The sequence below is a fragment of the Arthrobacter sedimenti genome, from assembly GCF_042652025.1.
Taxonomy (GTDB): domain Bacteria; phylum Actinomycetota; class Actinomycetes; order Actinomycetales; family Micrococcaceae; genus Arthrobacter; species Arthrobacter sedimenti.
Genome location: NZ_JBHSDQ010000006.1, coordinates 170,258 through 192,386, shown reverse-complemented (window position 1 = coordinate 192,386; position 22,129 = coordinate 170,258). Strand labels below are relative to the sequence as shown.

The window sequence follows — 22,129 nt, the reverse complement described above, 5'->3', positions numbered from 1 at the left end:
AGTACCGGCTGTGGGCCGCCGTGAGGCTACTCGTAGCGGAGGGAATCGATGGGGTTTTGCCGGGCCGCGCGCCAGGCGGGGAGCGTGCCGGCGATGAAGGCGATGACCATGACCAGGAGGATGACGCCGGCGACGGGTGCGGGGGCGAAGCTGAGGATCTGCAGCCCGGCGAGGTCGCTCAGGGGGCCCCGGGCGAGGGCGCCGCTGATGGCGGTGCCCAGGCCGATGGCGGCGGCGGATCCGATGAGGCTGCCGAGCAGTCCGATGAAGGCCGCCTCGGTGCTGAAAAGGGCGAATACAGAGCCGCTGCCCATGCCCATTGCTTTCATAAGGCCGATTTCCCGGGTCCGTTCCTGCACCGACATCAGCAGCGTGTTCACGATGCCAAATCCGGCGGCGACGAGGGCGATGATCGCGAAGGCGTCCAGGACGCCGATGATGCCGTTGATGACGGTCTTAACGGTGCCAATCCTGTCCTCGAGCGTCTGGGCCGAGTAGCCAGCGGCGCTGAGCCGGGATTTCATGTCGTTGATCTCTTTTTTTGACGTCGGTGAGAAGGTGGCGGTCGCCGCGGTCCATGTGTTTTTCGTGGCGGCGGGCGCTCCCGTGCTTTGAGCGTCCGCGAGGGCGGAAGTGAGGGCCTTGTTGGCGAAAGCACCGCCGGAGCCAAGGAGGGCGTTGTCTTCCACGCCATTAATCCGCGCCGTGACGGCGTGCATGCTCCCGGTGGCGTCCGGAATCCCGATGGTGACGTCCTGGCCCACGGCCTGGTCGTTGCCCGTAAAACCCAGCGGTGTGATGTAGCTGGTGGGTAGGATTATCTGGGGCTGGCTGCCGGCATCATCCAGTGCTTCGCCGGAGGCCAGCTGCGGCTGGGCCCCTGCCAACGGACTGACCGAGAGCTGGTATTTGTCCTGGTTGTCCCACTGGATGAAGGCGGGACTGAGCCGGCTGACCGGGGAGACTGCCGTGATCCCGGGAACGGCGGCCACGGCGTCGAGATCGGATTGGTTCAGGGCCACCTGTGTCGAACCCGGGCGGCCGCCTGCGGCGAGGACCCTGGTGTTGGGATCGTATTTCTGCGGGCCGGACCCCGGGCTGGTGCCGGCGTCCGTCTTGGTGACTGTAAAGGCGTTGCTGGGCCCGACGGCGGCGATTTGGCTGTCGATGTAGTTGGAAATACCGGTGCCCAGACCGTTGGTGATGGTGAGGGTGAACGCTCCGACGAAGATCGCCAGGATGGTCAAGGTGGTGCGGAGTTTGCTGCGGAAGCTGTTGGCGATGGCGGTTTTCAGCGTTTCAAGCGGTTTCATGCCGCGTGCTCCTCGTCAGTGGTGATGAGCTGCCCGTCCCGGATGTAGAGGCGGCGGTTGAACCGCGCGGCCAGGTCGTGGTCGTGCGTCACCGTGATGAGGGTGATGCCGTGGTTTTGGCTGAGGTCGAACAGGATGTCTTCGACGATGGCGCCCGTGGCGGTGTCGAGATTTCCAGTAGGTTCGTCAGCGAAGAGAACCTGCGGGTTGTTCGCGAGGGCACGCGCGATGACTACGCGCTGCTTCTGGCCTCCGGACAGGTTCCCGGCCTTGTTGCGGGCCTTGTCGGCCAGTTCGAGCTGTTCGAGGACTTCCATGCCCCGGGCGCGGCGCTCCCGCGCCCCCGCCCCGGCGATCTTCAGTGGCAGGACGACGTTGTCCAGCACGCTGGTGGCGTGGTTGAGGAAAAACTGCTGGAAGACGAAGCCGAACATCTGGTTCCGCAAGGTGTTCAGTTTCCGGCCGCTCAACGTCTTGGCGTTCGTTCCGTCAACGTGGACTTCTCCTCCACCCGGGCTGTCCAGGAGTGCGAGCAGGTGCATCAGCGTGGACTTACCGGATCCGCTCTTGCCGACGATTGCGACGGAGTCTCCACGGTCGATGTCCAGGGTCACGCCTTTCAGGGCGTCGAAACGGTCCGGGCCGCGTCCGTAGGTCTTGGTCAGGTTGCGGGTGGACAAAATCGGCACAGACATGGGTTTCCTTCTTTAGCCCGGCACCATGCCTGCCATCCGGCCGGTCAGTAGCACGCTAAACATGCGGTAGGTGAACCGCAAAACAAGAGGGTAGGGGACGAACCTTGACGAAAGCTGACCAGGATCTGATGCAGGAACGCCCTGCCAATTCAATCAGCAGGGCTGCTTATTCAGCGGCATACCCGTCCACTGCTGCCCACGCCTGGAATCCTCCGATGAGGTCGGTGGCGCGGGCCAGGCCCAGCCGCTGCAGGGTGTGTGCAGCGAGGCTGGAACTGTAGCCCTCGTTGCAGACCACGACGATCCGCCGATCACGGTCATCAGCAATCGGGAGCCGGTGGGGGCTGGAAGGATCGAGCCGCCACTCGAGAACGTTGCGGTCAACGACCACCGCTCCCGGCAACTCACCGTCGCGCTCCCGCTGATCGACCGGACGCGTGTCCACAACAAGGGCACCTGCCGCCATCTCCCGCTCAAGATCCGAGGCATATACACGCTCGAGCCCGGCGCGGCTCTCCGCCAGCAACTGGTCGATGGCAGGGGTCCCGGAAGTATCGTAATGTTCCAAAAGTTTCCTCCTAGTGGAATCCGGGCCGGCTCAGCCCGGCCAGGTTAAATACGTCTTTCAGCATTGCCAGGGCTGCACCCTTGGGACTGGAGCGGCCGCCCTGCACCGTGATGTCCCCAGCCTCGGGGCAGCTGAAGACCATCGCCTTTTCCGGGCCGGCGATGGAGAAAAACGGGTCCCCAGGGGCCGCGGCTTCCAACTGCACAGTGACCACCATGGGCCGGTTGAGGGAGGCCCTTGCAACGGCGCGGAGGCGCCGTCCCTGTTGGGCGGCGGCCAATGCTCTGGCGCACGTAGACGCGTCGATCGGCTCCGTCTCCACCGCAATCCCGGAAACGTCCCAGTTCCAGAGGAGTCCAGCGATCAAACGTACCTTGGTGGCCGCATCCTTCCCGGATAGATCTGCAGAAGGGTCTGCTTCGGCAATGCCCCGCCGCTGCGCCTCCAACACGGCATCCTCCAGCCCGATACCAGCGGAAAGCTTGTCCAGGATGAAGGTGGACGTGCCGTTGGGGCACGCCCGGACAGCGTTGCAACCCATACCCCTCAGGCCGATGCGGGCCATGTCGGCGGCGGGAAGCGCGGCTCCGGTGGCCCCCGAAATCCGGATCCGGCTGTTGCCCTCCGCAGCAGCCTGCTCAAGGTCGCGCCAATGGCTGAGTACGTGGCTCTTGGTTGCTGTCACCACATCCACACCGCTCCGCAAGGCAGCAAGCGCCTCATGCAGGGCCCGCGCGTGAGCGCCCGGCGTGGAGGGCAGCGCCTGGACCAGAACGGCAGCATTGGTCCGGGCCAGTGTCTCCTCGATGGTGCGGATGGGCGCCCATGAGGCACGCTCAGGTACCGCGGACCCGGGCGCAGGGAAAACTTCTGCCGAATGGCCCCGAATGGCAGCAACCTGCAGCAAGGGATCCTGCCCCAACGCGGAATCAACAAACGCCTGCCCCACCGGGCCGAACCAGGACAGGACCAGCGGCACTCCCAGAGCCATTTACTTGTTCGTCATCCGGTACCGTTCGATCTGCCGCAGCCGCCGCAGGAGGCTGTCGCGCCGGGGGTGCGGGACGACGTCGGACGCTTCTGCGGTGAGGTCCACGTGACTGGTGCCGTACTGCCACAGCAGGAGGTCGTCCAGGAGCCGGTCGGGACCGGGGGAGTAGCGGTGGTCCAGGGCCTTGCGGACCTCCGTGATGCGGTTGGCGTTCAGCAGCCCGGCCAGCTGCATGGTCTGGTTGAGCCCGTGTGCGGCGAGCAGTTCGGCGGCCCAGCCCCAGTCGTCGTCCACCTTCCGGTCGACGTGGGGGAGCAGGGTGCGCCAGACATCCCGGATCCGGTTGGGCGTGAGCGGGGCGGCTCCTTCGCCGTCCATGTCCCAGTAGCTGCGGACTTCCTCGTACCGTTCGTGAAGGTCCGCGAAGGCCGTTTCCACCGTCTCCAGCATGGCCGCGGTGGCCGTGAACTGGCGGTCGAAGTGCGGCGTCCAGGCGCGGGGGTCCTCGGCCTTGAAGCGGATATCATGCTCGATTTCGCTCCACGCGTGGGCGAAGATGGTGCGGATCTGGCACTCGAAAAAGTAGCTGCCGTTGGGCTGCACGTCCGGGTTGAAGACCTGCTGGTACTCCTTGACGGCCTCGTTCTGGATGGTCCGCAGGATCAGGTGGCGGCTGGAGTAGCCATAGGTGCCGGACTCGATGGAGCCGATGTCCTTCTCGCGGTCTCCTCGGCAATCGAAAACCTGGCGCTGCCGCTTGATGATGTTGGCCACCACGGCGTTTTCCGCCGGCAGCTTGGTGATGACGCGGATTCCCACCATGTCATTCAGGGTGCGGAACGGGTCCGGGAACTTCAGCAGCCGCCGGCCCCCCGGTTCCAGCGGTTCCTCGGTGCGGGAAATCTTCTCCTTGAAGGACTCCACCGTCTTGGTGCGTCCGGTGACGAACAGCGGGGTGACTTCGCTGTCCTTCAGCATGCCCCGCAGGGTCAGCAGGACGTCCCGGGTGACAAGCTTCAGGGCAGGCCGGACGCGCTCGTAGATCTCCACGTTGTGCTGCACGGACTCGCGCAGCGGCGCGTCCAGGCTTTCCCAGTTACTCGGCATAACCCCAGCTTACGGCCGGGGTCCGACACGGAGCCTTTGGGACTCCCTACGTTTCGGCAGGCGACGTGGAACCGCGCACCACCAGGGAGCTCTCCAGCGTCAGCTCCTCCTGCTCCAGCGCCTGGCCCTCCATCAGCCGGCGCAGCTGCTCCCCGGCTTTGAGGCCCAGAAGGGCCGCCGGCAGGTGGACGCTGGTCAGGCCCGGGCTGCTGGTGGCAGAATACGGCAGGTCGTCGAACCCGGCTACCGCCAGCTCCTCCGGGATCCGCACTCCGGCCACACGTGCTTCCTGCAGCACCCCATAGGCGTGCGTATCGGTGGCGCAGACGACGGCGGTCACCCCCTCGCGCTGCCAGTCCGGCCATGCTGCGGCGAAGGCGGCCGCGGCCTCGCCGACGTCGATGGTGGTGGCGGGCATGTGGTCCGCATCCACCGACATGCCCCGGGCTGCCGCCTCGGCGAGGAACGCCTCCCGGCGGATGGTGAAGGTTTCCGTTCCGGTGACGCTGTCCAGGTAGGCAACCCGCCGATGGCCCGCGTCGGCCAGGTGGGCGGCCAGCTCCCGCGCACCCTGGGCGACGTCAAGGTTGACGGCCGGCGCAACGGATTCCAGGCCGGGCGCGTCCAGCAGGACCAGCGGCCCGGCCACCGAGAGGTCGGCCAGGAAGCCGGCGTTCGGTGCGTCCACCAAGAGCCCGGCGGGACGAAGGGACATGAGCTTCCGGACGTCGTCGGCCTTGGGAAATTCGCCGGAGTCCGTGACCGAGAGCAGCAGCTGGTAACTGGGTCCCAGGGATTCGCGCACGCCGCCGATCACCTTGGCGAAGAACGGGTTGGAAATGTCCGGCGCCACCAGGATCACGATGGAACTGACGCCTTTGGCCAACGAGCTGCCGATCCCATCCACCACGTAGCCCAGCTCGGTGATGGCCTCCCGCACGCGGGAAATGTTGTCCTCGGAAACGCGGCCTGCCGTTTTGCCGTTGGCCACCAGGGACACGGTGGCCACCGACACCCCGGCCCGTGCGGCGACCATCGCCGCCGTCACCCGGCGCGGCCGGGCCCGCTGCTGCACCTGTTCCCCGGAATCCATACTTCGATCCTAGTCGGCCCCGCATGCGTCCAGAGCAGGCAAGGCGTCAAGCGTTTGACGTGCGGCAATGCCGAGAGCACGTTAAGCGTTTGACGTAGACCACAAAACCCTGCCATGATCGCTCCCGGAAGTCAGAAACCCCTGCCCGCAAGGCAGGCCCCAATGACGTGGAGAACCATCGTGGAACCAAATCCGCAAGCGAACCAGCACGAGCCCAGGAAGATCATCCTGGACTGCGACCCCGGCCATGATGACGCCGTCGCCCTGCTGCTGGCACACGGCAACCCCAACATCGAACTGCTGGCCGTCACCACGGTGGTGGGCAACCAGACCCTCGAGAAAGTCACCCGCAACGCCCTGGCCGTCGGCACCATCGCCGGCATCACCGGCGTCCCCTTCGCCGCCGGCTGCCCGCGCCCCCTGGTCCGCAGCATTGAAACCGCGCCGGACATCCACGGCGATTCCGGCATGGACGGCCCCGCCCTGCCCGAGTGCACCATCGAACTGGACCCGCGCCACGCCGTCGACCTCATCATCGACACCGTCATGGCACACGAGCCCGGAACCGTCACCCTGGTCCCCACCGCCGGCCTGACCAACATCGCCCTGGCCGCCCGCAAGGAACCGCGCATCGTGGAACGCGTCAAGGAAGTGGTCCTCATGGGCGGCGGCTACCACGTGGGCAACTGGAGCGCCGTGGCCGAGTTCAACATCATCATCGACCCCGAGGCCGCCCACATCGTCTTCAACGAGAAATGGCCCGTGGTCATGGTCGGACTGGACCTCACCCACCAGGCGCTGGCCACCCCGGACGTGGTGGAGAAGATCGCCGCCATCGGCACCGGCCCCGCCAAGTTCGTCACCGAGCTGATGGACTTCTTCGCCCACACCTACAAGGACGCCCAGGGCTTCGACTTCCCGCCCGTCCACGATCCCTGCGCCGTGGCGTACGTGATCGACCCCAGCATCGTCAGTACCCGCAAGGTCCCCGTGAACATCGAACTGACGGGCACGCTCACCCTGGGCATGACCGTGGCCGACTTCCGCGCCCCCGCGCCGGCCGACTGCCACACCAGCGTGGCCGTGGACTTGGACCATGCACGGTTCTGGGAGCTGGTCACCGACGCGCTGGTCCGGATCGGCGAGCCGGGCGCCAACGCCAACACGGACGACGCCGGCAGCCACCAAGGTGCAGACCGCACCCAAGCCGACGCGGCCGACGTCGTACGCCCGGAAAGTGCCCACCTCACCGCCGGAGGGGTCAAGTAAATGACCACCGCAACCCTGAGTGAAACCAAGACCGGCCGCGGCAATATCGCCGCCCTCATGACCGCGCTGCTGGCCGCCTGCGTGGCGTTCCAGCTCAACGCCTCCATGCTCAGCCCCGCCCTGGTGACCATGGGCGAGGAACTCAAGGCGGACCAGGCCGTCATCGGCCTCTCGCAGACGTGGTTCTTCACCGCCGCCGCCCTGTTCTCCCTGTTCCTGCCGCGCCTGAGCGACATCGTGGGCCGCAAGAAGGTCCTGGTGGGCATGATGCTGCTCATGGCCGTGGGCTCCGTGATCGCGGCGCTCGCCCCGGACATCACGTGGCTCTTCGTGGGCCGCGTCATCCAGGGCGTCAGCGGACCCACCGTCCCGCTCTGCCTCATCATGCTGCGCTCCGCCGTCAGCAACCCGCGCAAGTACGGCACGCTGATGGGCCTTATTACTGCAGTCAACGGCGGCGTGGCCGGTGTGGACTCCTTCGTAGGCGGCTACTTCGCCGAGCACTACGGCTTCCGCAGCATCTTCTGGCTGATGGTGGTCCTCGCCGTCGCCGCGACAGCCCTCATCATGTTCCTCGCTTCCGAAAGCAAGCCCGCCGCAGGAACCCGCATGGACTGGCTGGGCGTGTTCTTCATCGTCGTCGCCGTGGGCGCCCTGCTGACCGCCCTGAACGAAGGCTCCAAGCTGGTGGCCAGCTTCGACTCCGGCACGCTGATGCTGAGCCTGGCGCTGGTGCTGGTATCCGCCGTCGCGTTCTTCGCGTTCTGGCGCACGGAACAGCGGGCCGCCCAACCCATGGTGGAAACCGTCCACCTGCGCCAGCGCTCCACCTGGGCCCCGCTGCTCACCACCACCCTGACCATGACCGGCATCTTCGCCGTCATCAACGGCATCGTGCCCGCCTACGTGCAGGCTGCCTCGCCGGGCTTCGGAGTCGGTCCCACCGAGATGTCGCTGATCATCCTCACCCCGTACGCCCTGCTCGGCTGGGTGGTGGGACCGCTGAGCGGCAAGCTGGCCCCGGTCCTCGGCTACACCAAGGTGCTGCGCATCGGCCTGCTTGGCAGCATCGCCGCGCTCGCCGTCATCGCGTTCCTTGGCCTGCACAGCCTGCCGATGATGATCGCCGGAACGGTCTTGCTGGGCATCATGTACGCCGGTACGGTCAACATCATGCTCAACGGACTCGGCGTTGTCCTCTCGCCTGCCGGCAACCCCGGCTTCCTGCCCGGCATGAACGCCGGTGCCTTCAACCTGGGTGCGGGCCTGAGCTTCCTCATCCTGCCGGCCGTGCTGGTGGCGACGTCGGCACTCGGCGATGCGACGGCGTCGTACCTCACCGTCGTGGTGGTCGGCCTGGCGCTGACCGTCGCCGCGTTCGCCGCCTCGCTGCTGATCCCCAAGCCGGTTGAGGCTGAGGTGGCCGCATGAGTGCCGCGGCTTCCGGCGCCGGCCGGATCGTCGTCGTCGGCTCCCTGAACGCCGACCTCACCATCTACTGCGACCGCCTCCCGCAGCCCGGCGAGACCGTCCAGGGCAACGGCTTCGCCGTGAACCCCGGCGGCAAGAGCGCCAACCAGGCCGTCGCCGCGGCCCGGCTGGGCGGGCACGTCAGCCTGGTGGGCGCCGTGGGGGAGGACCCCAACGGCGCCATGCTTGAGGCCTCCGTGGCCGGGGTCGGCGTGGATGTGGGGCACGTGCGGACGTCTGCCGAGCCCACCGGTGTTGCCGTGATTGCCGTGGACGCCCGCGGCGAGAACAACATCATCATCTCGGCCGGTGCCAACGGCACCCTGTCGCCGAAGGACGTGGCGGATGCGGCGGACGTCCTGGAGGGGGCCGCCGTGGTGAGCCTCTGCCTGGAGGTCAGCATGGACACGGTGCTCGCCGCAGCGCAGGCAGGGCACGACGCCGGCGCGCAGGTCCTGCTGAACCTCTCGCCGTACGCGGAGATCCCGTCAGCCCTGGCCGGGTTGGCGGACATCCTGCTGGTGAATTCGCACGAGGCCGCACTGTTCCTGGGTTCTTCGGTTCCCGGTGCCGGTGCTGCTGCCTCTGAGTGGGATGCGGTGCGGTCTCGGTTCGGCGGCCACGGGGTCCAGCAGGTCCTGGTGACCCTGGGTGCGAACGGTTCGGTGGTGCTGGACTCGCTGGCTCCTGCTGGTTCCCGCGTGGCTTTCGTCCAGCCGACCCAGGTGCACGCCGTGGATACCACCGGCGCCGGCGATGCCTTCACCGGGGCTGTTGCTGTCCGGCTCGCGGCGGGCGATGGGCTTGCCGATGCCGCCGCGTTCGCCTCCGTTGCCGCGGCTTTGGCGACCACCCGCAAAGGCACCCAGGCGGCGTATCCGGAGGCGGCCGACGTCGAACGCCGCCTCCGCACGTCCTAAACACCATCGATTGCTGACTAGTTGTCGTTTTCACGCTCGAGAACGACAAGTACTCAGCAATCGATGAGGGTTAGCCCCGCGATTCCAGGGTGACCCCGGTGTACTCGGCAAGCTGCGCCAGCAGCGCGTCCTGGAATTCGGGGTCGTTCGCCGCGGGATGCGGGGTCTGCCGGCGCTGGTGGTACCAGTAGCCGCCGCTGGCCAGGGCCGCCGGATCATCACTGGTGGCCAGCCATTCCTGCGTGCGGTGGCCCAGTTCCAGGTTGTCCGGCGCCGACCGGCCGCCCATCCGGGTGGGCACCCAGCCGGGATCCACCGCATTGCTGGCGACGTTCGGCACAAGCCGCGCCACCGCTGCCGACAGCGCAGTGACCTGCAGCTTGGTGGTGGAGTAGGAGGCCGTCGTCGTCCGCCCGGTCCAGTCCAGGCCGTCCAGGCCGGTGTCGCCGCCGCGGTGCATTCCGCTGCTCAGGTAGATGAGCCGGCGCGGGCCGGGAATGAGTGTGGTCAGCAGGTACGGCGCCACGACGTTCACTGGCAGCAACGCGGCGCCATTCAGCACCCCGGCGTTATGGATGACGGCGTCAATGCCGCCGATCCCGTTGACCTGGTCCGCGGTCTCCCGGACTTCCTCCTCCACCGCCAGGTCCCCGACGACGCACTGCGCCCCGCGGTCCAGCAGGTGCTGGATCGCGGGGATCCGGCGGGAGGACCGGGCGTGCACGATCACCTCGTGGCCGTCCTTTAAGAGCGAGGCGGCGGCGGCCCGGCCCAGCCCGTCCGTGGATCCGGTGATGAAGACGCGTGCCATGCGGGACCTCCCTGATTTATGCGTGTTGTCCCTACGCTACTTCTGCTGGCCTCCCTTGGGTGCACTCAGCGGCGCTTGCGCCCCAGGACCAGCGCCAGCAGTCCTCCAAAGGCAAGAAACAGCAGGCCCACTATCAACAGGCCGGTGTTCATGCCCGTGTTGGCCAGCGTCGCTGGAGTGGAAGAGTAGCCGGCTGACACTGGCGCAGCGGCTGCGTTGGCGGCGACACCGCCAAAGGTCGCGAGGCAGCCTGCGAAAGCGGTAGCGAGCAAGTATCTGCGGATATTGCGGTCCGTCATGGGAAGTTCTCCTGAAAGTTGGATTGGGCCTACTGCTTAGCCCAGGAATTGGCGCGTTCCCCGCGTGAAAGCGACGCGGGTGGGGCCTCAACTAGTCAGGGGAAGAGCCGGTGTCGAAGGACACCGGGGCGGGGGCTGTAAGTGAATGGCCCGGAATGGCGGCCATGCCAACCGCTGGGACCGGAATGTGGTGTGAGCTGATCCAGCCAGCATCCGCCGGCCCGTTGCCGCCGGATGGGCCGCTTCCGCCTAGCGCAGCACCTGGCACGGCAGGTGGCACTTCCGACGGCGCGCGGAACGGGGCGTCTTCCGGGCCGGCCTCGGAAAGCACCGGCGTTGCGGCTGCAAGCTTCATCTGCAGGCGGCTTTTCGCACCGCTGTTCTGGGAAATTGCGCCGGACTGCGGGGGATTCGTCATGTCCTGAGTGGTTCTCGGCAGTTCAGCAACAGGGGGAGGGCCAGGCGCGGGCTCCGGAGCAGAAGCCGCGCTGACATCCGTGGTGACAGGAAGGACTGCCTGAGGCTCTGCTAGCGGTGGAACCACTGGCAGGACAACAGCGTTGACCACCGGTTCAAGGACCGGTTCAAGGACGGGTTCCAGGGGTTCCAGGACCGTATCGGCCAAGGGAACAGCAGCCCCCACCGTCCCGCCGACGACGCCGTCCACGGCACCCACCGCAGGATCCACCACGGCCGCGACAGCTCCCGTGGGCACAAGCCCGTTGACCACAGGAACAGACTGCACAGCGTTGTCGGCCAAGCCGGAGACCTCCTCCGCGGCTGGGCGGAGGGATGGCGCCGGGATCAGCGAAGCAGCAGCGGAAGCGGGGGCCGTGGCCGTCTCGCCGTCCAGCCCTGCCTGCACCGGTTCCAGTTCATCTTTGGCCTGATGGGTGAGCTTGGCGGCGGCAGAATCCACAGCCTTCGGAAGCAAATCGCGGGACGGTGAGGAGTCGGCGGACGCGGCCGCCGCTGACAGGGCAATCCAGGCTGCTGTTGCCGCCACGACGAGCAGGAGGGGCCGGAGGAACGCCCAGGCACTGCTTTTGGACTTCACTTGATACCCCTCCCCACAGGTGCGCTTCGGCAAGCGATGCTGTTCACCATAAGCACAGGTCAGACGGCAAGTCCAAATGCCGAGTCGCCAGCGTCAGATGGCATCCGTAGGGGCGGCACGATGATCAACGGCGGTGGACAGTTCGTCAATCCGGTCCATGGCGGCGTTGAGTTTTTCGACCGCGGCCCACAGGTCAGGGTGTTGCTCCCGAACCTGTTCCAGGCTGGTGCCGGCGGACCGGAGCGAGCCGAGGTCGAAGCTGACATTGGTGCGGGCCCCGGCCAGCGCGGCGCGGAGGGCACCGAACGCGACGACGACGTCCGCCACCAGCGCACGGTTGCCCTTGGTTGCCAACCAGGCGAGGTCGTCGATGGCTTCGATGGCACGCTCGCCCAGGACAGCGGATGCGGCCGCAGCTTCCACTGAAGCCCGGCGGATTGCTTCGTCCCGTTCCTCGCCGGGTTCCAGCCGGAAGGCGGCACCGAACGCTTTTGAAGCGGAGGCATCGTCATCCGCCAGTCGAAGGGCTTCCTGGCGCAGCGCCTGGGCGCGCTCCCGGATCCTGGCCGGCTCGCCGCCATCGTCCCCGCTGTAGCCGGCAACCATCGATGTCAGCGAAGCCGCCACCGCGAGCATCAGGCCCGTGCCCGCGCCTCCGCCGGGTGATCCCGTGGACTCCGCCAGCGCCCGCGTCCATTCCTCCACAGTCGACCCCTGCGTGGTCACTTCAGGTTTTTCCATGTCAGGAATCGTGCCCACAAAGCTGCGCGGCTAAACGGAAGAAGGCGCACAGTGCGTTCTGGCCCAGTTTCGACGGTGCTGCCCCCGGAAAGCCGCGGCGTCGTGCCGATGGCGGCAGCTAAAGTGGGCCAGTGTGACGCACCGCCACCGCTATGACTACGGCCAGGACCCCAGCCAGTGGGGTGAACTGTTCCTCCCCGACCTTCCACCCGGCGGGAAACACCGGGGCGTCGTGGTGGTGATCCACGGCGGTTACTGGCGCCCGCAGTATGGGGCAGAACTGGGGGAGCCACTGGCACAGGACATGGCTGACCATGGCATGGCCGCCTGGAACCTTGAATACCGGAGGGCCGGCAACGGTGGGGGGTGGCCGGGCACTTTCCAGGACATCCTGGCGGGCATCGACAAGCTTCGCGCGCTCGCGGAACCGCACTCACTGGACCTCAGCAAAGTGGTGGCGCTGGGCCACTCGGCCGGCGGCCACCTGGCGGTGTGGGCCGCGGGGAGGGAGCGGCTGCGCGAGCTTGGGGCGGAGGATGGCCTGCAGGTGGAGAACGACGGCGTCCGCCTCACCGGGGTGGTGAGTCAGTCCGGCGTCCTCAACCTGGCCGAGGCCGAGCGCCTGAACCTCAGCAACGGAGCCGTGGCCAACCTGCTCGGCGGGCCGTCGTCGGACTTCCCCGAACGGCACCGCATGGCAGACCCCATGGCCGCGCTGCCCCTGGGCGTGCCCGTCTACGCCGTCCACGCCACGGAGGATGTGGACGTGCCGCTGAGCATGTCCGCCACCTACGTGGATGCGGGCCGTTCCGGACCCGTTCCGGCGGAGTTGGTCATGGTGCCGGGCGACCACTTCGCCCTGATCGATGTCAGCGCCGAGGCCTATGTGACGTGCCGGGACCTTGTGGGCCGCCTGCTCCGCTGACATGAACTGCTGACGCTGCCCTCTTTCTGGCAGAGTATGACCATGCTCACAGTGATCGGCGAAGGCCTTGTTGACGTTGTCCAGCGCGCCACCGGAATCCAGGCGCACGTGGGCGGCAGCCCGCTCAACGTTGCGGTGGGCCTGGCCCGGCTGGACCATCCGGTGCAGTTCATCGGCCGCTACGGAAGGGACGCCTACGGCGACTCGGTGGCCGCGCACCTGCGCGCCAGTTCAGTGATGCTGCCGGTGCCCCCGGACGACCTGCCGACCAGCGTGGCCACCGCATTGATTGACGACGACGGCGCCGCCACCTACACGTTCGACCTTGCCTGGGACCTCCCCGGCATTGCCGACCGGCTCGGCTTCATGCTGCAGGGCACCACGCTGCTGCACACCGGTTCCATCGCGACGATGCTGAAGCCGGGCGCCACCGAGGTGCTCGCCGCCGTCGAACACGCCCACCCCTCCGCAACGATCAGCTTCGATCCCAACTGCCGGCCGAGCATCATCACGGACGTGGACTACGCCCGGCGGCAGGCGGAGAAGTTCGTGGTGCTCTCCGATGTGGTCAAGGCGTCCGACGAGGACCTCGCCTGGCTGTATCCCGGGCAGGATGTGCTGGATTCGGCGCGCCAGTGGCTGGCGCTCGGCGGGGAGGAGGGGCCGGCGATGGTGGTCGTCACCCGCGGTGCGGAGGGCCCATGGGGCGTGTGCCGGGCCGGCGAAGTATCCGTGCCTGCGCCAAAAGTGGACGTTGCGGACACCGTCGGAGCGGGGGATTCGTTCATGGCGGCGCTGCTGTCCGGCCTGGTGGACCGGGAGCTGGATGGAGCCCAGAACCGGCAGGACCTGCGGGACTTGCCCGTTGAAGGATTGGCCGAACTCCTCGAGCACGCCGCAAGGGCCGCCGCCGTCACCGTGTCCCGGCCCGGCGCCAACCCGCCCACGCGCGCCGAGCTGCACGGGGCTGAAAAAGAGGGCTAAGCCGGTGGGGAGCAGTCGATGGGGTTCCTCCGCGGGCAGCAGTCCTCCTAGAGCTGCGGCACGCAGGGTCCCGCGCCCAGCAGTGCAAGCCCTGCGCGGTCGCCGGCTGCGAAGTCCTGCACGCCCTTGTTCTCGGCATACATGAGCTGGCTTGGATCGTTGACGTGGGCCAGGCCCAGCACGTGCCCGAGCTCGTGCATGATGATGGCCCGCACTTCCGCGGCGCCATCCGGCCTGCTGGCCATGATGCCGGCAAGGTCGGGGGCGTCCAGGCTGATCTGGCCGGCGGCGAGGACCAGCGGTTGTCCAGGGGCTGTTGCATAGCCGCTACCGCCGAGGCCTGCGACGTTGCCGGCGAGTTCAGGGGTTTCCGCGGGCGACGACCAAGCGATCAGCACCGGTGCCCAGCGCTTCCCGTAGCGCTCAGGCTGGAAAGCTTGACGTTGATCTGCCGGCGCTTCCGTAGTGGTTCCGTCGTAGACAAACTGCAGGCCGGAGGCGCGGGAAACGGCTGCCACCGCTTCGTTGATCAGCCCATCCCCACCCGGCAAGGCATTGTCCGGCCGAACAACGTAATGCACGGGGCGGCACGGATCGTACGCCACTAATGTCTGTCCCGCCTTGGGCGATTCCTGCAGCACGAATGCCGTTGAACCGGTGCTGGCCGGCGGCTTGCCCAAGGGTGACGGGGCGGCCTCCACGCCTGGCGGCGGCACCTTGGCGCCGGGCAGGTACGGGGCAGTGACTGGGAGGACCACGCGGTCAAAGAACGTCGGCGTGAAGTACAGGCAGACCACGACGGCGATCCCCAGCATGGTCCGGAACTGCACCGACCGCTTGGGCCGGTGCTGTTGCTTCCGGGGCCGGCGCCCGAACTTCCGCAGGTCAGGCGGGGAAGGTTCAGGAGTGCGCCCAGGCGCCGGCGGCTCGGCCTTTCCCAAAGCCTCATCGATGGCCCACTGCGGGACCCGTCCGCTGGCAGAACGCCGGACGTTCGGCGGGAGAAAGCCGCCTGACTTATCCGGCAACGAATCCCTGTTTGTCCCAAAACCGTGCACCGGCGTCCCCCAATCCTTGGCCGCCCGCCGCAGGGCAACCCCCTCAGCCTAGTGGCGGGCTTCCCACTCCGGGCTCAGGAAATACGAAGGATTTCCGCAAAAAGGCTCCCATGAGAAATCGATTGCTCCGTAGATGCCGTTTTGGACGCTCAAAAGGACATTTACGGAGCAATCGATGTGGGTGGGGCTACTCCTTTCCGAGCCCTGCAGCTGACGTCTTCTCGTTCGAGACGCCGTTGAGCCCGCGCAGGTCGAAGATGCCGCTGATGTCGGCCTGCTTGGTGGTGCCGGCAGTCACGCCGTCGGCCAGGAGTTTCCCGTAGGTACCGGCCAGCGGGTCCACGGTGAACACGATGTTCTTCAGCGAGCGGTCGATGACGTCGGGCTTGAGCTCCGCGCCGGCGGCTTCCTTCAGTGCGGCGTTGATGACGGTGGCCTTCTCTCCAGCGGATGCAGAGCTAAGCCACTCAACGGACTTCACGTGGCCCTTCAGCAGCGCCTTGACGGTGTCCGGGTGGTCGGCGGCGAACTTTTGGTTCACGATCAGGATGGTGGTGGGGAACTCCCCCGGCTTGCCGGACAGCGAGCCGTCCCACAGGTCCTTCTCATCCACCAGCACCTTGGCTCCGGCGGTCAGCACCAAACGTGATGCCCACGGCTCAGGCAACCACGCGCCATCGAGCTTTCCGTCCTGGAACAGCTTGAGGGTCTGGGCATTCTCCGTCGGGTTGATGGCGACGTCACCGCTGCCGTCCACGTTCGTCTTGTAACCCTGGCTTGAAAGCCAGGCACGGAGGGCCACGTCCTGCGTGCCGCCTAGCTGCGGTGAAGCCAGGGTCTTGCCCTTCAGGTCGGCAGCGGAGCTGATGCCCGGCTTGACCACCAGCTGAGCGCCGCCGGCAGCAGCCCCGGCAATGATGTTCACGGATTGTCCCTGGCTTTTGACGAACGAGTTGATGGCCGGGTTGGGTCCGATGTAGGTGGCGTCGATGGCGCCGGCATTCAGCGCCTCGATGGCTGCAGGGCCGGCGTTGAAGACCTGGGTGCTGAGTTTGGTGCTGCCGAGTTCATCGGCGATGAAGCCCTTGCTGACGCCCACCAGGGCAGGCGCGTGCGTGACGTTGCCGAAGTAGCCGAGCTTCAGCTCCGCAGCGGGGTTGCCGGAAGGAGCAGTCTCCTGTGATGCGACCGGGGCGGCGTTGTTGACGGCGGAGGCGACCGCGGCACCGCCGCCGATGAGCGCCAGGGCGGCGGCCGCGATGCCGATCTTCAGCCCAAGCTGGCGCTTGGGCTCGGCCGCCTGGCCGGCGACGATCCGGGTGGAACCTTGCTGGTTCCGGGGACTGTTGTCCTGCGAGTTTGCCATGGTGAAGTCCTTTGCTGGGGCGGATGCTGAGACGAGGTTACGGAGCACCCAGCGGCCCCACAATCACTGCCGTAGCAGGCGTTCACGGGGCGACGCGAACCCTCAATGCGGCGTAGCGGGGCGTCAAAATTCGACGCGGGACGTCTTGATTCGGGGCCAATACAGCAGGCCCCGGCAGCGACTGCGGTCAGCAACGGCTTTTCCTAATTGACCTGCGTTGATTCACCTGCCGTTTTGGTGGGTACGTGCCCGGCATGGGGATTTTGAAAAACTAGTCAAGGAGACTCTCATGTTGCTTTGGATCGCCATTATCATCGCCGTTCTGTGGCTTCTCGGACTGCTCGCAAACATCGGTGGCGGCCTTATCCACATTCTTTTGGTCGTCGCAGTAGTCGTCCTGATCTTCCACTTCGTCACGGCCCGGCGGCGCGTCTAGGCAGGAAACGTCCAGACAAAACCGCCCAGGCAGTAACGAGGTCCCGCCGCCGGCAATGCGCCGGCGGCGGGACCTGCTCCGTTTCAGGCCGCTTTGACCAGGGGGAGTTCGTCCCAGTGCGTGGTGTACCGGGGCGAGCGCATGTCCCGTTTCATGGTCCAGTCCAATCCGGACCTGATGCCCGCATGCCCCAACCCGATGGAGCCCCGCCCGAAGCGACGGCCCACGTCCTCAAGCAGGGGCCCGATGCCGCGTTCCTCATGCCGGTTTTCGAACGGCTCCAGCGGCGGCTGGTTTCCCGTAGGCCGCAGGTCTGTGAGCATAAGACCCGCCTTGGCATACTTCAGCCCTTCGCGGATGTGGGGCAACAGGGCGTGCGCGGCCTTGGTGAGCAGCAGCGGATCCGCCGTGGGCATGGGCAACGAGACGCACACAGAGGGATAAGCCTGTTCGTTGACCCTGAATGGGGAAGTGGCAGCGAACGCCGTCAGGACCTTCGCCTGCAGCCCGTGCTTTGAGAGCCTGGCACTCGCCTGCTGACCGTAGATGCTGAGGACCTCACGGAGGCCGGCGGCAGTGGCTACAGGCGTGGCGAAGGAGCGGGAGAAGATCAACTGGTCGCGTCCAATCCGTTCCTCCTCCATGGGGATGCACGGTGTGCCGCGCAGTTCCAGGACGGTGCGCATCAGCACCACGGAGAATTTGTCCCGGATCATCACGGGATCCGCCCGGATCAGGTCCAGGACGGTGAAAATCCCCAAAACGTTCAACCGCTTGCTGAGCCGCCCGGCGATGCCCCAGACCTCATCCACCGGCAAACGGCCCATCAAACCCTCCCGCACGTCAGCCGGAACCGACTCCCACAGGCAGACCCCGCCAAAAGCGGGATTGTTCTTGGCCCATTTATTGCAGAGTTTTGCCAGGGTCTTGGTGGGCGCAATGCCCACACAAACGGGAACCCCCACGTTCCGCCGGACTGCCTCTTTTATCCTCCGGCCAAGGGACAGCAGCTCATCCGGGGCGCCCTTGACGCCCAGGAACGCCTCGTCGATGCTGTAAACCTCCAGCCAGGCCGAGTACCTGCCCAACAGCTCCATCACACGGGCGCTGATGTCCCCATACAGCTCGTAGTTGCTGGACTTTGCCACCAGGCCCCATTCCTTGGCCCGCGGCGCGAGCTTGAACCAGGGTTCACCGGTGTTTATGCCCAGGGCTTTCGCCTCGGGGGAACGGGTTACCGCGCAGCCGTCGTTGTTGGACAGCACCACCAGCGGGCGCCCTTCAAGGGAGGGGTCGAACGCGCGCTCGGCTGAGGCATAAAAACAGTTGACGTCCACGTGCGCGATCTGCGGCATCTGCGGCATGACGGCAGGCTTGGCCACGGCAATTCTCACCCCTTGCGCAGCTCAGACATGGTGCAAGCACCTGGTTGCAACACCCCAGATGGTCAGCTCGGACAGGGCGGGGACGTGGATGTCCTGGTACTTGGGGTTCTCCGCCTGGAGCACCACTCCGGTGCGGGTGATGCGGAGGCGCTTGACCGTCAGTTCCCCGTCCAGCACCGCGATCACCACGGATCCGTCCCTGGGTTCCAGGGCGCGGTTCACGATCAGTTCGTCACCGTCGCTGATGCCCGCTCCCTCCATGGAGTCCCCGGTCACCCGGACCACGAAGGTGCTGGTGATGTCCTTGATCAGGTGCGCATTCAGGTCGATCCTGCCGTCGAAGTAGTCCTGTGCGGGCGACGGAAACCCGGCCGCCACCGCCACCGGCGAGATCAGCACCGAGAACAACGAGGCACCCGCATCTATCACGCGGGGACCGATAACAACGCCCACAACACACCTTTATTCGAAAATATGTTCGATAGTTTCAGTGTAGCCCCGGAGGCTGACAACGGACACTCCTCAAGGCTGGGGCGCCGAGGGGCTAGGCTGGGAGCACCGTCGGCTCTGGGGGGGAAACGATGCGGTTCTTGAGGTTTTGGTTCGTTCCGGCAGTGATGCTCGCCGCGCTCACGGGCTGCGAGTACAGCGGCCCGCCGGAGGGGCAAGCGGCGAAGCCGTCAACCACGGCGACAACGGCAACCCCGCAGGTGGCCACCGGCGAGGCGGCGGATCCGCGCGCGGCAGAGGTGCAGGCCATGCAGGAATGGTCGCGCCGGCAGCTGCAGCCCGACCTGCCAGGCCAGTTCGCCGGGGCCACCATGTCAAGCACCACAGTCAGTTACGGCTTTGCGGGGGCAAAACCCGGCCATTACGACGTTCACTTCACCTGCGAGGGTCCAATGGAGACGCAGCTGTCGCTCGCCACCCAGGCCGGCGACGAGGTTCTCACTCCTGTCCAGGTTCCCTGTGACGGTGCTGTCTTCAAGGCCCAGGTGACGCTTTCCATCGCGGGAGTGGAGTTCGTCATGAACCCTGCGGACGGCGCGGACGGCCGATACGCCTTCCGGCTGGTGCCGGCCTCCGCGGAGCATGCCGCCACTGTGCTGCAGGGAGCGGATGGGCTGAAGGCGCTGGTCGATGCCGGCCAGACCTCCGCTCCCGGACCTGCGGCGGAGCTCAAAGGGACGCTGGACCGGGACGGGGCAGGGTGCCTCATCCTGCAGGCGGAGGATGGGGACGATTACACGCTGATCTTCCCCGAAGGAACCAACCTCAGCGGCGGGACTCTCGTCCTGCCCGCCGGCCCCCGGCTTACCGGCGGCGATCCAGTAGTCCTCACCGGGCATCGGGTACCCGCCGATGAAAGCCTGAGCATGTGCCTGAACTACGCCCGGCTCTACTCCGTGGAATCGGCTGCCATCATCCGCTGATGGAAAGGGCACGTCCGCGTCCAACAGGCGCGGGGGTACTTCACGGGGAAGTACGACGGCGGCCGCCGCCTTCCAGCGCACGCCGGCTGCCCGAGCCCCACGTAGACTTGCAGGATGCGGCTGGTAGCAAGTGATATCGACGGAACGATCCTTGGGCACGACGGAAAAATCAGCCCCCGCACCGTCCGCGCCTTCCACGCCTGCCGTGATGCCGGCGTCGAACTTGTCTTCGTCACCGGCCGCCCACCCCGGTGGCTGCACCCCCTCGAAGAACAGCTGGGCCACACCGGACGGGTGATCTGCTCCAACGGCGCGGTGGTGTGGGATCTCGAGGCGGACCGCCTGGTCTCTGCCCGCACCCTGGCCATCAACACCGTCATGGAAGTCCGGAGCATCATCAAAGAACTCCGCCCGGCGGCGCTGTTCGCCGCGGAAACGCTCACCGGCTTCCATCTGGAACCGGGCTTCATCGAGAATGAATCCAGCGAGTTGCTCGCCGAATTCACCCCCGCGCCGCTGAAGGACACGCTCACCGGCGACGACTCCGTGGTGAAATTCCTCGCCATCGTCCGCGACGGCACGCCTGACGAATTCCTCGCCGAGGTGGCTCCCGCCGTCGGGCACCTGGCCGCCGCCACCCACTCCTCGCCCGGCGTCGCGATGCTGGAACTGTCCCTTCCCGGCGTCAACAAGGCTGTCACCCTGGCAGAGTATGCGTCCGCCCTGGGCATTGAGGCGGCCGACGTGGTGGCTTTCGGGGACATGCCCAACGATATCGAGATGCTCCGCTGGGCCGGACACGGCTATGCGATGGCCAGCGGCCACCCGGAGGCCATCCGCGCGGCAGGGCAGCAGGCGCCGCATTTTGACGACGACGGCGTGGCCCAGGTTTTGGAGGCCCGGCTCGCTTCCCTGGGCGTCCAGTTTTCCTGAAACTACCCTGCCGGCTCCGGCGGCACCGTTTTCCCAGCCTGCGCTCACCTGGCGTTTACCTTCCCGCCGTAGCGTGAAGCGTGGAGAGCAGGCACCTCCGCCGGCTCAAAGGGGGTAACGATGGCAAGAAGCACCAAGCAGCACGCAGCCGATGGGCCGCTCCGCGCAGCAACACCGGCCCCGCACTGGAAGCAGCTGCGCCAAGGCGACCGCGTCCGGGTCCTCTTTTCACCCGGCTTTGAGTCAAGCGGGGTGGTGGACACCATCACGCCGGACCACACGGCGGTTTGGGTCCACCTCGACGGCGGCCGCGGGCGCACCCTGCTGCATTGCAGCGACGGCGTGGACATCCTTCCGTGCACCGATTGAACTGCAGCAGCGCTGACTGAAGGCCTCGCGCCTCGGGTACGCTCGCAGTGTGACCCTGCCCTTCTTCGAGCACCCGGACGACGCCGGGCGGCAGCTGCCCATCGCCATCGCCCACCGCGGGTTCTCGGCCGAGGGGCTGGAAAATTCGATGGCCGCGTTCCGGGCCGGCGTCGAACTTGGCTTCCGCTACCTTGAAACGGACGTCCACACAACATCCGACGGCGTGCTGCTGCTCTTCCATGACGAAACCCTGGACCGGGTGACGGACGCCAACGGCCGGGTGGCGGAACTGCCCGCGGCGGAGGTGGCAAAGGCCCGGATCAACGGCCGCGAGCCCATCCCCACCTTCGACGAATTGGTCGCCGAGCTTCCCGGTGCCCGGCTCAACCTGGACGTCAAGGACTGGGGCTCGGTCCGCAGCACCGCGGCCGCCATCGAGCGGCACCAGGTGCACCACCGGGTGCTGGTCACCAGTTTTTCGGACCGCCGGCGGCGGGCGGTACTGAAGCTGCTCAGCCAACCGGTGGCTTCGTCCGCCGGAGTGGCCTCGAACGCCCTCTTCACGCTGCTGGGCCCGGTACTGCCACGCCCGGTGTTCCGGCGGCTCATGGGCCGGGTCCTCCGTGACGTGCACGCACTACAGGTACCCGTCCGGTATGGGCGGATACCTGTAGTCACTGCCGGCTTCATCCGGCGCGCCCATCAACTGGGCCTGGTGGTGCATGTATGGACCATCAATGAAGAGGCCGAAATGCACCGGCTCCTCCACCTTGGCGTGGACGGGATTGTCACGGACCGGGCGGACCTGCTCCGCGACGTGCTGCGGGCCCGCGGCCAGTGGCGGCATGCGCCGGGGACCAACGACCCGACCGGCTGAACCCCGCCCGGCTTACTGAACCTGCCGAG

At 66.8% G+C, this 22,129-nt stretch carries 24 protein-coding genes; 10 read left to right on the top strand and 14 right to left on the bottom strand.

What is annotated here, in order from left to right; genetic code table 11:
• Positions 1–26: 26 nt before the first annotated feature.
• The 6 genes from ACFO0G_RS15010 to ACFO0G_RS14985 all read right to left on the bottom strand — a co-directional run bounded on the left by ACFO0G_RS15010 (position 27) and on the right by ACFO0G_RS14985 (position 5,710).
• Entirely contained in the window at positions 27–1,313 is a 1,287-nt protein-coding gene (locus ACFO0G_RS15010) for an ABC transporter permease (protein ID WP_376978579.1), read from the bottom strand.
• Positions 1,310–2,008, bottom strand: coding sequence for an ABC transporter ATP-binding protein (locus ACFO0G_RS15005; RefSeq protein WP_376978577.1), 699 nt, complete (start codon positions 2,006–2,008; stop codon positions 1,310–1,312). Before ACFO0G_RS15005 ends, ACFO0G_RS15010 begins: the two co-directional genes overlap by 4 nt.
• 166 nt (positions 2,009–2,174) lie before the next feature.
• Positions 2,175–2,576: a rhodanese-like domain-containing protein gene (locus ACFO0G_RS15000; RefSeq protein WP_376978575.1), complete on the bottom strand. Its 402-nt coding sequence runs from the start codon at positions 2,574–2,576 to the stop codon at positions 2,175–2,177.
• Positions 2,577–2,586: 10 nt separating this feature from the next.
• A complete protein-coding gene (locus ACFO0G_RS14995) occupies positions 2,587–3,567 on the bottom strand; it encodes a hypothetical protein (protein WP_376978573.1) in 981 nt (326 codons plus the stop codon).
• A complete protein-coding gene (locus ACFO0G_RS14990) occupies positions 3,568–4,674 on the bottom strand; it encodes a GTP pyrophosphokinase (protein WP_286400814.1) in 1,107 nt (368 codons plus the stop codon). It abuts the gene before it with no gap.
• A 46-nt stretch (positions 4,675–4,720) separates the two neighbouring features.
• Positions 4,721–5,710, bottom strand: a complete 990-nt coding sequence (locus ACFO0G_RS14985) for a LacI family DNA-binding transcriptional regulator (protein ID WP_376978701.1) — start codon at positions 5,708–5,710, stop codon at positions 4,721–4,723.
• Between the two features lie 219 nt (positions 5,711–5,929).
• Between ACFO0G_RS14985 and uriH the strand changes: the two genes are divergently transcribed.
• From uriH to ACFO0G_RS14970, 3 genes are read left to right on the top strand one after another with little or no spacing between them, the layout of a single operon-like run.
• Positions 5,930–7,036, top strand: coding sequence for a uridine-preferring nucleoside hydrolase UriH (gene uriH / locus ACFO0G_RS14980; RefSeq protein ID WP_376978572.1), 1,107 nt, complete (start codon positions 5,930–5,932; stop codon positions 7,034–7,036).
• Entirely contained in the window at positions 7,037–8,467 is a 1,431-nt protein-coding gene (uriT, locus tag ACFO0G_RS14975; RefSeq protein ID WP_376978571.1) for a uridine transporter UriT, read from the top strand.
• A complete protein-coding gene (locus ACFO0G_RS14970; RefSeq protein WP_376978569.1) occupies positions 8,464–9,426 on the top strand; it encodes a ribokinase in 963 nt (320 codons plus the stop codon). Before uriT ends, ACFO0G_RS14970 begins: the two co-directional genes overlap by 4 nt.
• Before the next feature lie 70 nt (positions 9,427–9,496).
• Here the strand turns inward: ACFO0G_RS14970 and ACFO0G_RS14965 are convergent, their stop codons facing one another.
• From ACFO0G_RS14965 to ACFO0G_RS14950, 4 genes are all read right to left on the bottom strand, one after another.
• The gene (locus ACFO0G_RS14965; RefSeq protein WP_376978567.1) at positions 9,497–10,237 is read right to left on the bottom strand and encodes an SDR family NAD(P)-dependent oxidoreductase; all 741 of its coding nucleotides are present in this window, start codon (positions 10,235–10,237) and stop codon (positions 9,497–9,499) included.
• A 65-nt stretch (positions 10,238–10,302) separates the two neighbouring features.
• The gene (locus ACFO0G_RS14960; RefSeq protein WP_376978565.1) at positions 10,303–10,536 is read right to left on the bottom strand and encodes a hypothetical protein; all 234 of its coding nucleotides are present in this window, start codon (positions 10,534–10,536) and stop codon (positions 10,303–10,305) included.
• Between the two features lie 91 nt (positions 10,537–10,627).
• Positions 10,628–11,593 (bottom strand): hypothetical protein, encoded by a 966-nt coding sequence (locus ACFO0G_RS14955; protein ID WP_376978563.1) that lies wholly within the window; start codon positions 11,591–11,593, stop codon positions 10,628–10,630.
• Between the two features lie 93 nt (positions 11,594–11,686).
• A complete protein-coding gene (locus ACFO0G_RS14950; RefSeq protein ID WP_376978561.1) occupies positions 11,687–12,334 on the bottom strand; it encodes a cyclodeaminase/cyclohydrolase family protein in 648 nt (215 codons plus the stop codon).
• A gap of 133 nt (positions 12,335–12,467) precedes the next feature.
• On the opposite strand from ACFO0G_RS14950, the gene ACFO0G_RS14945 reads away from it, so the two are divergent.
• Positions 12,468–13,259: an alpha/beta hydrolase gene (locus tag ACFO0G_RS14945; RefSeq protein ID WP_376978559.1), complete on the top strand. Its 792-nt coding sequence runs from the start codon at positions 12,468–12,470 to the stop codon at positions 13,257–13,259.
• A 15-nt stretch (positions 13,260–13,274) separates the two neighbouring features.
• Positions 13,275–14,243, top strand: coding sequence for a carbohydrate kinase family protein (locus tag ACFO0G_RS14940; protein WP_376978699.1), 969 nt, complete (start codon positions 13,275–13,277; stop codon positions 14,241–14,243).
• A gap of 47 nt (positions 14,244–14,290) precedes the next feature.
• On the opposite strand, the gene ACFO0G_RS14935 is transcribed toward ACFO0G_RS14940, so the two are convergent.
• Together ACFO0G_RS14935 and ACFO0G_RS14930 are read right to left on the bottom strand one after the other, a co-directional pair.
• Complete coding sequence (locus ACFO0G_RS14935) at positions 14,291–15,073, bottom strand: matrixin family metalloprotease (protein WP_376978557.1); 783 nt, start codon at positions 15,071–15,073, stop codon at positions 14,291–14,293.
• Between the two features lie 415 nt (positions 15,074–15,488).
• Positions 15,489–16,667, bottom strand: a complete 1,179-nt coding sequence (locus tag ACFO0G_RS14930; RefSeq protein ID WP_376978555.1) for an ABC transporter substrate-binding protein — start codon at positions 16,665–16,667, stop codon at positions 15,489–15,491.
• Positions 16,668–16,956: 289 nt separating this feature from the next.
• Here ACFO0G_RS14930 and ACFO0G_RS14925 point away from each other — a divergent pair, with 289 nt between their 5' ends.
• Complete coding sequence (locus tag ACFO0G_RS14925; RefSeq protein ID WP_142131759.1) at positions 16,957–17,103, top strand: lmo0937 family membrane protein; 147 nt, start codon at positions 16,957–16,959, stop codon at positions 17,101–17,103.
• Between the two features lie 83 nt (positions 17,104–17,186).
• On the opposite strand, the gene ACFO0G_RS14920 is transcribed toward ACFO0G_RS14925, so the two are convergent.
• Positions 17,187–18,467 carry a Y-family DNA polymerase gene (locus ACFO0G_RS14920; RefSeq protein WP_286404713.1) on the bottom strand — a complete coding sequence of 427 codons (1,281 nt, stop codon included), beginning with the start codon at positions 18,465–18,467 and terminating at the stop codon, positions 17,187–17,189.
• A 42-nt stretch (positions 18,468–18,509) separates the two neighbouring features.
• A complete protein-coding gene (locus tag ACFO0G_RS14915) occupies positions 18,510–18,941 on the bottom strand; it encodes a LexA family protein (RefSeq protein WP_286400832.1) in 432 nt (143 codons plus the stop codon).
• A 137-nt stretch (positions 18,942–19,078) separates the two neighbouring features.
• Here ACFO0G_RS14915 and ACFO0G_RS14910 point away from each other — a divergent pair, with 137 nt between their 5' ends.
• The 4 genes from ACFO0G_RS14910 to ACFO0G_RS14895 all read left to right on the top strand — a co-directional run bounded on the left by ACFO0G_RS14910 (position 19,079) and on the right by ACFO0G_RS14895 (position 22,100).
• Complete coding sequence (locus ACFO0G_RS14910; RefSeq protein WP_376978553.1) at positions 19,079–19,921, top strand: hypothetical protein; 843 nt, start codon at positions 19,079–19,081, stop codon at positions 19,919–19,921.
• Between the two features lie 114 nt (positions 19,922–20,035).
• Complete coding sequence (locus ACFO0G_RS14905; RefSeq protein ID WP_376978551.1) at positions 20,036–20,854, top strand: HAD family hydrolase; 819 nt, start codon at positions 20,036–20,038, stop codon at positions 20,852–20,854.
• 120 nt (positions 20,855–20,974) lie between these two features.
• Positions 20,975–21,223 (top strand): hypothetical protein, encoded by a 249-nt coding sequence (locus ACFO0G_RS14900; protein ID WP_286400836.1) that lies wholly within the window; start codon positions 20,975–20,977, stop codon positions 21,221–21,223.
• 49 nt (positions 21,224–21,272) lie between these two features.
• Positions 21,273–22,100 carry a glycerophosphodiester phosphodiesterase gene (locus ACFO0G_RS14895; protein ID WP_376978549.1) on the top strand — a complete coding sequence of 276 codons (828 nt, stop codon included), beginning with the start codon at positions 21,273–21,275 and terminating at the stop codon, positions 22,098–22,100.
• The last annotated feature ends 29 nt before the right edge of the window (positions 22,101–22,129 follow it).

Bases quoted from the DNA above. Each gene is read 5' to 3' on its own strand.
- ACFO0G_RS15010 (WP_376978579.1), bottom strand. From the start codon at position 1,313: ATGAAACCGCTTGAAACGCTGAAAACCGCCATCGCCAACAGCTTCCGC.
- ACFO0G_RS15005 (WP_376978577.1), bottom strand. From the start codon at position 2,008: ATGTCTGTGCCGATTTTGTCCACCCGCAACCTGACCAAGACCTACGGA.
- ACFO0G_RS14995 (WP_376978573.1), bottom strand. From the start codon at position 3,567: ATGGCTCTGGGAGTGCCGCTGGTCCTGTCCTGGTTCGGCCCGGTGGGG.
- ACFO0G_RS14990 (WP_286400814.1), bottom strand. From the start codon at position 4,674: ATGCCGAGTAACTGGGAAAGCCTGGACGCGCCGCTGCGCGAGTCCGTG.
- ACFO0G_RS14985 (WP_376978701.1), bottom strand. From the start codon at position 5,710: ATGGTCGCCGCACGGGCCGGGGTGTCGGTGGCCACCGTGTCCCTGGTG.
- uriH (WP_376978572.1), top strand. From the start codon at position 5,930: ATGACGTGGAGAACCATCGTGGAACCAAATCCGCAAGCGAACCAGCAC.
- uriT (WP_376978571.1), top strand. From the start codon at position 7,037: ATGACCACCGCAACCCTGAGTGAAACCAAGACCGGCCGCGGCAATATC.
- ACFO0G_RS14970 (WP_376978569.1), top strand. From the start codon at position 8,464: ATGAGTGCCGCGGCTTCCGGCGCCGGCCGGATCGTCGTCGTCGGCTCC.
- ACFO0G_RS14965 (WP_376978567.1), bottom strand. From the start codon at position 10,237: ATGGCACGCGTCTTCATCACCGGATCCACGGACGGGCTGGGCCGGGCC.
- ACFO0G_RS14960 (WP_376978565.1), bottom strand. From the start codon at position 10,536: ATGACGGACCGCAATATCCGCAGATACTTGCTCGCTACCGCTTTCGCA.
- ACFO0G_RS14950 (WP_376978561.1), bottom strand. From the start codon at position 12,334: ATGGAAAAACCTGAAGTGACCACGCAGGGGTCGACTGTGGAGGAATGG.
- ACFO0G_RS14930 (WP_376978555.1), bottom strand. From the start codon at position 16,667: ATGGCAAACTCGCAGGACAACAGTCCCCGGAACCAGCAAGGTTCCACC.
- ACFO0G_RS14925 (WP_142131759.1), top strand. From the start codon at position 16,957: ATGTTGCTTTGGATCGCCATTATCATCGCCGTTCTGTGGCTTCTCGGA.
- ACFO0G_RS14920 (WP_286404713.1), bottom strand. From the start codon at position 18,467: ATGCCGCAGATGCCGCAGATCGCGCACGTGGACGTCAACTGTTTTTAT.
- ACFO0G_RS14905 (WP_376978551.1), top strand. From the start codon at position 20,036: ATGCGGCTGGTAGCAAGTGATATCGACGGAACGATCCTTGGGCACGAC.
- ACFO0G_RS14900 (WP_286400836.1), top strand. From the start codon at position 20,975: ATGGCAAGAAGCACCAAGCAGCACGCAGCCGATGGGCCGCTCCGCGCA.